Source organism: Mesorhizobium sp. M7A.F.Ca.US.005.03.2.1 (genome assembly GCF_003997795.1).
Taxonomy (GTDB): domain Bacteria; phylum Pseudomonadota; class Alphaproteobacteria; order Rhizobiales; family Rhizobiaceae; genus Mesorhizobium; species Mesorhizobium ciceri.
This window is the reverse complement of record NZ_RZRP01000198.1, coordinates 1-8,564: the sequence shown is the minus strand read 5'-3', so window position 1 is coordinate 8,564 and position 8,564 is coordinate 1. Positions and strand designations below refer to the sequence as shown.

General features: G+C 64.4%; 11 protein-coding genes and 1 pseudogene. 3 read left to right on the top strand and 9 right to left on the bottom strand.

The features are described from left to right. The 6 genes from EN991_RS13535 to EN991_RS13510 form a co-directional block, all read right to left on the bottom strand. Positions 1-686: branched-chain amino acid ABC transporter permease (locus tag EN991_RS13535; RefSeq protein ID WP_164769035.1), on the bottom strand; the 686-nt coding region annotated here is incomplete at its 3' end. Continuing rightward, positions 683-1,585, bottom strand: coding sequence for a branched-chain amino acid ABC transporter permease (locus tag EN991_RS13530; protein ID WP_024502052.1), 903 nt, complete (start codon positions 1,583-1,585; stop codon positions 683-685). The genes EN991_RS13530 and EN991_RS13535, both read right to left, overlap by 4 nt. Beyond that, positions 1,582-2,313 (bottom strand): ABC transporter ATP-binding protein, encoded by a 732-nt coding sequence (locus EN991_RS13525; RefSeq protein WP_013528428.1) that lies wholly within the window; start codon positions 2,311-2,313, stop codon positions 1,582-1,584. Before EN991_RS13525 ends, EN991_RS13530 begins: the two co-directional genes overlap by 4 nt. Continuing rightward, on the bottom strand, positions 2,300-3,058 hold the full coding sequence (locus tag EN991_RS13520; RefSeq protein WP_224620866.1) for an ABC transporter ATP-binding protein: 759 nt from the start codon (positions 3,056-3,058) through the stop codon (positions 2,300-2,302). Before EN991_RS13520 ends, EN991_RS13525 begins: the two co-directional genes overlap by 14 nt. Positions 3,059-3,365: 307 nt before the next feature. Then, the gene (locus EN991_RS13515) at positions 3,366-3,824 is read right to left on the bottom strand and encodes a nuclear transport factor 2 family protein (protein WP_013528430.1); all 459 of its coding nucleotides are present in this window, start codon (positions 3,822-3,824) and stop codon (positions 3,366-3,368) included. A gap of 86 nt (positions 3,825-3,910) precedes the next feature. After that, positions 3,911-4,270 carry a hypothetical protein gene (locus EN991_RS13510; RefSeq protein WP_127368937.1) on the bottom strand — a complete coding sequence of 120 codons (360 nt, stop codon included), beginning with the start codon at positions 4,268-4,270 and terminating at the stop codon, positions 3,911-3,913. 79 nt (positions 4,271-4,349) lie between these two features. Here EN991_RS13510 and EN991_RS13505 point away from each other — a divergent pair, with 79 nt between their 5' ends. The 3 genes from EN991_RS13505 (at position 4,350) to EN991_RS13495 (ending at position 7,148) form a co-directional block, all read left to right on the top strand. Further along, entirely contained in the window at positions 4,350-4,928 is a 579-nt protein-coding gene (locus EN991_RS13505) for a TetR/AcrR family transcriptional regulator (RefSeq protein ID WP_127368936.1), read from the top strand. A 44-nt stretch (positions 4,929-4,972) separates the two neighbouring features. After that, on the top strand, positions 4,973-6,238 hold the full coding sequence (gene fabF, locus EN991_RS13500; RefSeq protein ID WP_084015525.1) for a beta-ketoacyl-ACP synthase II: 1,266 nt from the start codon (positions 4,973-4,975) through the stop codon (positions 6,236-6,238). Positions 6,239-6,332: 94 nt separating this feature from the next. Further along, positions 6,333-7,148, top strand: coding sequence for an oxidoreductase (locus tag EN991_RS13495; protein ID WP_127365447.1), 816 nt, complete (start codon positions 6,333-6,335; stop codon positions 7,146-7,148). Positions 7,149-7,170: 22 nt separating this feature from the next. On the opposite strand, the gene EN991_RS13490 is transcribed toward EN991_RS13495, so the two are convergent. The 3 genes and pseudogenes from EN991_RS13490 to EN991_RS40860 all read right to left on the bottom strand — a co-directional run. Further along, a complete protein-coding gene (locus EN991_RS13490) occupies positions 7,171-7,818 on the bottom strand; it encodes an amino acid ABC transporter permease (RefSeq protein WP_024502056.1) in 648 nt (215 codons plus the stop codon). Next, positions 7,815-8,471 (bottom strand): amino acid ABC transporter permease, encoded by a 657-nt coding sequence (locus EN991_RS13485; protein WP_027161086.1) that lies wholly within the window; start codon positions 8,469-8,471, stop codon positions 7,815-7,817. The genes EN991_RS13490 and EN991_RS13485 overlap by 4 nt, the downstream gene beginning before the upstream one ends. Before the next feature lie 6 nt (positions 8,472-8,477). Further along, a pseudogene (locus EN991_RS40860) lies at positions 8,478-8,564 on the bottom strand (amino acid ABC transporter substrate-binding protein); the annotation flags it as partial.

The window sequence follows — 8,564 nt, the reverse complement described above, 5'->3', positions numbered from 1 at the left end:
CCCGAGAAGAACGCGCCGATGACGAAGGCGATCAGTCTGGTCCGCAGCACGCCGATTCCGACAGCGCTGGCCGCGATTGTGTCGTCGCGCACCGCCTTCATGGCGCGCCCGAAAGGCGAATAAACCAGGCGCGCCAGAACGAACACCGTGATGGCGAGCCAACCCATCACCCAGGGCAACGTCGTCTCCAGCGGCACGCCGGTAAACGTGCGGGCGCCTCGGGTGAAATCCGACGCATTGATCAGCACCACGTTGACGATAATCAAGAATCCCATCGTCGCCACCGAAACGAAATAGCCCGACAGGCGCATCAAGGGATAACCGACGACCACCGCAAGCAGTGCCGTCAGAACGCCTGCCACCAGCGTCGCCGGCAGGAAGGGGAGGCTGAAAGCATGCAGAAACCCCGGCAGATGCGGCAGCAATGCCATCTTCTGCTGCACCGGGATCGACAGGATCCCCGAAATATACGCGCCGGCGCCGATGAAGCCGACATGACCGAGCGAAAACACGCCGGTAAAACCGTTGCTCAGCGACAGCGCCAGCACCAGGATTGCATTCAGCGCGATCAGCAGGATAATCCGGACGAAATAGTCGCTCAGCACGTGCGGCGCACCGAAAGCGACAGCTGCTCCCGCCACCACGGCGACGAGGACGAGGAGTGTGATCCGCGCTTCCCGGCTCACAGCTTTATCTCCCGGTTTGGCTGGAGCAGCCCACCCGGGCGCACCAGGAGAAAGGCGATCAGCACGGCGAAGACGATTGCGTCGCGATAGGACGAGACGCTGCTCGGCAGGAATGCGACGATGAATATCTCCAGCGCGCCCAATATGTAGCCGCCGACCAGGGCGCCCGCGATCGACCCGAAGCCGCCGATGATTGCCGCCACGAAAGCCTTCAGGAGCGGCGTGAAGCCCATCTGCGGCTGCACCACGCCGGCCTGCGCCGCCCACAAAATGCCGGCGAGGCCGGCATAGGCGGATGCGACGATGAAGGCGACGATGATCAGCCGGTTGACGTTCAGACCGACAAGGTGTGCCGCCGACATGTCCTCGGCTGCGGCGCGCATGCCGAGCCCAGTCGTGGTGCGCGTGATAAACCAGCCGAGGAGCAGCAGCGACACGAAGGTCAGCGCGATGGTCAGGAGATTGATGCTGGTGAAGGTGATGGCGCCGTTCGACATTTCCCAGGAGGTGTTGAGAATATCGGGGAGTGGAAAATTGCGCGGCGAGGAGGTGAACACCAGGATGCCGACATTCTCGATGATGTAGGTGACGGCGAGGCTGGTCAGCAGTCGCGCAACGTCGGGCGCGTCGCGGATCGGGCGGTAGGCGATGCGTTCGATGAGGAAGCCGGCGGCGGCGGCCGCGGCGATGCCGCAGATCACGGCGACCGGGAACGGAACGCCGATGCCGACCAGCAAGGCAACCCCGAAGGCACCTACCATCATGACGTCGCCATGCGCGAAATTGGTCAGCTTGAGGACGCCGAAGACGATCGACAGGCCGACCGCCACCAGTGCGTAGAGGCTGCCGAGGCTCACCGCATTGACGATCTGCTGCAGGATATAGTCCAGCTGGGTCATGTTGCCGCCCCGAGATATGCCTGCGCCACGCGTTCGCTGTCGCGCAGTTCCGCGGACCGGCCAGACAGCGCCACCTGGCCCGTGCGCAGCACATAGGCGCGGTCGGCGAGGTCCAGCGCGAGCGTGATGTTCTGTTCCACCAGAAGCATCGTCATGCCCTGGCGCTTCAGTTCGGCAAGCGCGCTGAAGATGTGGCGCACCAGCAGCGGCGCAACGCCGAGCGAAGGCTCGTCGAGCAGCAGCAGGCGCGGCGCCGCCATCAGCGCGCGCGCCAAAGCAAGCTGCTGCTGTTCGCCGCCCGACAGCGTCCCGGCCAGCTGCTTCAGCCGCTGCTTGAGAATCGGGAACAGCATGAACATGCGCTCGCTGTCTCTGAGGATGGCATCCTTGTCGGTGCGGGTGCAGGCGCCGAGCCGCAGATTGTCAGCCACCGTCAGGCCGCCGAACAGGCGCCTGCCCTCCGGGCTCTGCGCGATGCCCAGACTTACGATGCGCGACGGAGCGACACCTCCAATCGGCTTGCCATCGAAGATGATCCTGCCGCCGCGCGGCCGCGACAGGCCGGAAATGGTGCGCAAGGTCGTGCTCTTGCCGGCGCCGTTGGCGCCCACCAACGCCACCACCTCGCCGGCATGGACGTCGAGCGAAATGCCCTTCAGCGCACGCACCGCGCCGAAATTGACCTCGAGGTTCTCGACGCTGAGCAGAACGGGGCTAGGCGTGGCCAAGATACGCCTCCCGCACTTTCGGGTGTTCGCGTACCTGCTCCGGTGTTCCGACGCAGATCACCTCGCCAGTCGCCAGCACCTGGATGCGTTCGCACAGCGCCATGATCAGGTCCATGTCGTGCTCGACAACGACCACCGTTACGCCATAGCGGTCACGGATCGTCCGGATCAGCGCTGCCAACACCTTGGTCTCGTTGGAATCAAGACCGGCAGCGGGCTCATCGAGCAACAGCAGTTGCGGGCCGGTCGCCAACGCACGCGCAATCTCCAGCCGCCGCTGATCGCCGTAGGGAAGATCCGCGGCGACCCTGCCGGCCTGATCTGTCAGGCCCATGAGGTCGAGGAGTTCGTCGGCCTTCTGCCGGGTCGCGGCCACCCGCTCGCGATAACGCCGACCGCGCAGCACGGTATCGGCGGCGCCGACAGGATGGCGCAACTGCGCCGCCGTCAGCACGTTCTGCGCGACGCTGAGGCTGCCGAACAGGCGAGAGCCCTGGAAGGTGCGGGCGATGCCCATCGCGACGATCTGCGATGTGCGCAGGCCGACGATCGACCGGCCCTCCATCTCGATGCTACCGGAATTCGGCTGGGAGAAGCCGGTGATCAGGTTGAAAAGCGTGCTCTTGCCCGAGCCATTCGGCCCGATTACCCCAATGATTTCACGTTCGTGGAGCTCGATGGAATGATCACGCAGGGCAACTAGCCCTCGAAAGGCTTTTGTCAGCCCGACCGTCCTCAACAGCACTCGACTCGACTGTCTATCCACCCGCCGGTTTGCCCCTGTCCCTCGCCGCCCCGTTCGGCCCGGTCAAGCTTCAAATGGACAATTCGAACGGCAAGATGTCAAGTCCTATTCCCAAGGGGAAAGCTATATGCCTGCCTCGGCTCGACCGTTGCCGCGACAGCACCGGCATCGATGCAGGGCCTGCAGTCCAGCGCGCCAGCGCTCGCTTCTCGAGCCTGCGCGCATAGTGCGTGGGCGCAAGGCACGAGACGAAGACGATCGGCGCCACCGGCCCGTAGACCTTGGGCGTCCTCGGACCGCGCTTGTGCTAGCTTGTTATCTGTTCGGCGACAGCTTCTTCGAGGCCGGCTGCGGCCTGGGCGGCGAGAGCGCGCGCCGCCGCCTGTGAATCGTAGAACTCCTCGAGCGCATGAACCCTGCCCCACCGCAGCGTGAACACGTGGAGACCACGGTTGACGTAGGACGTATCGCCGTTGAGCAGGGTAGCGGTGCCATCCCACTGAGCAAACACGGTGGTATGCCACGGCCAGCCCTTCACCCACACGTGGTTGACCGTGAGATGGAGAGTGGGCAGGACACGGCCGAGGCGCTCGAACCACCGGCGCAGGGCTTGCTTGTCGTGACGCTCGCCACCAAGCGCGTGTGCGCCACCAACCCGGTGATGGACATGCGGCGCGATGGCCTTCACCGCCGCATCCCAGCGATGGTTGTTGACGTCGTCGAAGCTCTGCCGGATCGATTTCTCGACAAAATAGCTGTAAAGCATGTGACCTCTCTCCAAACTTATCGGTGGCGCGCCGTTCCGACGCGAGACCCCGGCCAGCATCGCTCGGCCGTGGCCTGCGCGTCAGGTCAGGGCATTGTCGCGTCGGCTCGCAGGGATGTGTCCGTCTCGGTCGAGACCGTCACTTCCTCACCGGACCTTGAGAACGCGTAGAGCGGGCCCGGGTGGCCCGGTATGGAAAACGCCACGGCGTCACTGTTGGCGAGGCCCATGACAACCCGCAGCGGATCACCCCCGGCCTTCGGTGCGAAAGTGGCGGTGACCTCAAGCAGGTCGCCGCGCGGAACGTAGTAGGCCACCATGTCCAGGTGTCCCTGGTGCAGGCTACCGCCTTCGATCGGGCGTCCGATGGTGGCTTCCTCGGCAAGAGCCGGGGTTGCAAGAAACAGCGCCGCCAGCAGCGAGGCGCCCAAGGTTTTGCGGATCATCTCATTTGTCCTTTTTTAGATTGCGTTCACCCTCTATATAGGGTATAGATTACGAATGCAATCTAAAAAGGAGATGACGATGCGTGTAAGTCGCACTCAGGCCGCGGAAAACCGTGAGACCGTGATCAATGTGGCAAGCCGGCTTTTTCGGGAGCGCGGGTTTGACGGCATCGGCCTCAAGGATCTGATGAAAGGGGCCGGGCTGACCCAGGGTGCCTTTTACAAGCAATTCGAGTCGAAGGACGATCTGGCGGCGCTGGCGTCCAGGCGGGCGATGGAAAGCGCCACCCACAAATGGTCGGCCGCGACCGCGGCAAATCCCGGGAACCCGCTCGACGGGGTGATCTCATTCTACCTCAGCATGGATCATCGCGGAGAAAGGATGGACGGCTGCCCGGTCGTTGCGCTCGGCTCGGATGCGGCCAGGCAAGGTGCCGAGGTGAAGGCATCATTCGAGACGGGCATCAAAGCGTACCTTGAGATGCTCGGCGGTTGGGTTGGCGAGGGCGACAGCGAAAAGACCGGCAACAAGGCAATGGCCGTTCTCTCGACGATGGTCGGCGCGGTCGTGCTGTCGCGGGTCGTCAACGACCCCGACCTTGCGCAGGCTTTTCTGGATGCGGCGGCCGATCAGGTTCGCGAAGCAGTCGCTACTTGAACGGCGCGAGCAGCGCCGCCAGCACAGCAAGGATAGGAGAGCAGATGGAACGGATTGTCGTCACGGGCATGGGTGCGGTCACGCCCCTTGCCGCCAATGTCGAAGCGTCCTGGTCACGCCTGCTTGCTGGCCGGTCTGGCGTTCGCAGGCTTCCTGACGATGTGGTGGGAGAGCTGCCGGCTAAGATTGGCGGCGTGGTTCCCTCCCTGGGCGAAGACCCCGAGGCTGGTTTCGATGCCGATGCCGTCCTGTCCGCGAAGGATCAGCGCAAGGTAGACCGGTTCATTCTCTTCGCGCTGGCGGCGGCGGAAGAGGCGCTTGCGCAGGCGCAATGGAAGCCTGCCTTGGAGGCGGATCGCCTGCGCACGGCCACGATCATCGCTTCAGGTGTCGGCGGGTTCCCGGCCATCACCGAGGCGGTGCGCACGGTGGACCTGCGTGGCGCCCGCCGCCTGTCTCCCTTTACGGTGCCGTCCTTCCTGGTGAACCTCGCGGCGGGCCACATCTCGATCCGTCATGGCTTCAAAGGTCCACTCGGCGCACCGGTGACGGCGTGCGCGGCGGGCATCCAGGCGATCGGCGACGCCGCCCGCCTGATCCGCGCCAACGAAGCCGACATCGCCGTGTGCGGCGGAACGGAAGCGTGCATCAACACCGTCAGTCTCGGCGGTTTCGCCGCGGCTCGTTCTCTTTCAACCGGCTTCAATTGGGCGCCGGCCCAAGCCTCGCGCCCTTTCGACACATCGCGGGACGGCTTCGTCATGGGCGAAGGGGCCGGCGTGCTGGTCATCGAGGCGTTGAGCCACGCGTTGGCGCGCGGCGCAAAACCGATTGCTGAGCTCGTCGGCTACGGCACGACGGCGGATGCCCATCACGTCACCTCCGGGCCAGAGGACGGCGACGGCGCGCGCCGGGCCATGCAGATCGCGATTGCCCAGGCAGGGATTTCGCCACGCGACGTTCGTCATCTCAATGCGCATGCGACCTCCACGTCAGTCGGCGACCTGGGTGAGATCGAAGCGATCAAGAGCGTGTTCGGGCGCGATTTCGCGATAGCTGTCAGTGCCACGAAATCGGCGACCGGACACCTGCTCGGAGCGGCCGGCGGGCTTGGTGCGATCTTCGCAATCCTGGCGCTCAGGGATCAGGTCGCCCCGCCAACCCTCAACCTTGGCGAGGCCGATCCGGCCGGCGACGGAATCGACTTCGTCGCCAACGCACCCCGGCCCATGGAGATGGAGTACGCGATCTCCAATGGCTTCGGCTTTGGCGGCGTGAATGCCAGCGCCCTGTTCAGACGCTGGAACTAGCGGTGGCCAGACGCAGTCATGACCGACGCCCTTTGCCCCGGCCTATCTCAATGCTTTTCCCAATCCGATCCAACGCAAAGAAGGATATGAATCCATGAACAAGACCAATCCCGGCGTCGCCCTTGTCACAGGGGCATCTTCCGGCATCGGGCGCGCTACCGCCGACGCGTTGCTCGGCGCTGGCTTTCGCGTCTTCGGAACCAGCCGTCGCACGGCCTCACAGCAATCCGCCGGCGTGACCATGCTGACCTGCGACGTGACCGACGACGCGTCCGTCGCGACAATGGTCGATGACGTTCTGGCCGCGGCCGGACGCATCGACGTGCTTGTCAACAATGCCGGCATGGGCCTGTTTGGCGGCGCGGAGGAGTCCTCGACCGCCCAGGCCAAGGCGCTGTTCGACGTGAACGTCTTCGGCGTCTTGCGCGTGACCAACGCGGTGCTGCCGGCAATGCGGCGCCAAGGGAAGGGCAGAATCGTAAATTTGAGCTCGGTACAGGGGTTCATCCCCGCTCCCTATTTCGCGCTTTACTCGTCGACCAAACACGCCATCGAAGGGTATTCCGAGTCGCTCGATCACGAATTGCGCCCCTTCGGCATTCGCGTTTCGCTGGTGGAGCCCGCCTATACCCGCACATCATTCGAGGACAATCTTGCCGCCCCCGACCGGTCGCTCGAAATCTACGACTCCGCGCGCGCGGGGATGACTATGTCAGTGCGGAAATCAATGGAAAAAGGCGATGCGCCCGAAGTGGTCGCCAAGACCATTCTGGCAGCAGCGACCGATCCCGCGCCGAAGAAACGCTATGCGGCGGGGAAAATGGCGCGCCAGGTCCGTTTCCTGCGCCGTTTCGTCCCCGCATCCGCATTCGACAAGAGCCTGCGCAAGCAGCTTGGGTTGCCGGTCTGAAATCGGGCGCTGCCTTGGCGCGTCAGCGAGCAGCCGCCTGTTTCTCGAGCCTGCGGGCGTATTGCGTCAGCGGAAAGCACATGACGAAGAAGATCAGCGCCACCAGCCCGTATACCTTGAACGGTTCGAAGGTCGCATTGTTGATGGCGTTGGAGGTCCGCACCAGCTCCTCGAAGCCGATGATCGAGGTGAGCGCCGTCGATTTGATCAGCTGCACCAGGAAGCCGACCGTGGGTGCGCGGGTGATCGAAAACGCCTGCGGCAGGATGATCAGCCTGAGTTCCTGCAGATAGTGCAGGCCGAGGCTGGCACCGGCGTCCCATTGACCGAGGGGTAGCGCCGCGACGCCGGAGCGCCAGATCTCGGCGAGATAGGCGCTGGCGAAGAAGGTGAGGCCGAGCGCCGCCGCGGTCCACGGCTCGATGCGCAGACCAAGCATCGGCAGGCCGAAGAACATCAGGAACAGCTGCATCAAGAGCGGCGTCCCCTGGAACAGGGCGATGTAGCCGGAGGCGACACGCCGGCTCCATTTGTTCTCAGCGATCCTGAAGAACAGCACGATCATGCCGACGATGCCGCCGCCGATAAAGGCGGCCAGCGATAGCAGCACCGTCCAGCGGGCGGCGAGCAGTAGGTTGCGCACGATGTCCCAGAAGGTGAACTCGATCATGACACACCGGCTCCGAGCGCGCGGCGCCCGCCTGACACCAGCAGCCGGCGCAAGGCCATCGACAGAGCGAGATAGACCAGCGTCACGACGAAATAGGTCTCGAAGGAGCGGAAGGTGCGTGCCTGCAGCATGTCGGCCTCGTAGGTCAGCTCACGCACGGCGATCTGCGACACGACGGCGGACTCCAGCATCATGATGACGATCTGGCTGGTGAGCGCGGGGTAGATGATCTTGAGCGCCTGCGGCAGCACGATCTTGACGAACACCTGGCGTGGCCGCAGCCCAAGGGCCAGCGCTGCTTCCGTCTGCCCGCCGGGCACGGCGTCAAGCCCGGCGCCGACGATCTCGATGGTGTAGGCCGCCATGTTGAGCGTCATCGCCAGCATCGCGGCCAGGAGCGGGTCGAGCCGGACGCCCAGGCTGGGCAGCCCGAAGAAGATGAAGAACAACTGCACCAGGAACGGCGTGTTGCGCATCACCTCGACATAGCAGGCGATTGCCCGCTTGAGCAGCACCGGGCCGTTTCGCCGCCCCGCGGCACCCAGGATGCTGAGCAGCGTTCCGGCCAGCGTGGTCACGGCGATCAGCAGGATCGTCGTGGCCGCGCCATGCGCGATGTCGCCCAGGGCACCCGGGAGCCAGGCAAAGGCCACGGAAACTCAATCCTTGAGATTGTCGGGATTGAGCGGCGTCTTCAGCCAGGCTTTCGAGCTTTCGTCCAGCTTGCCGTCGGCCAGCATCTTGGC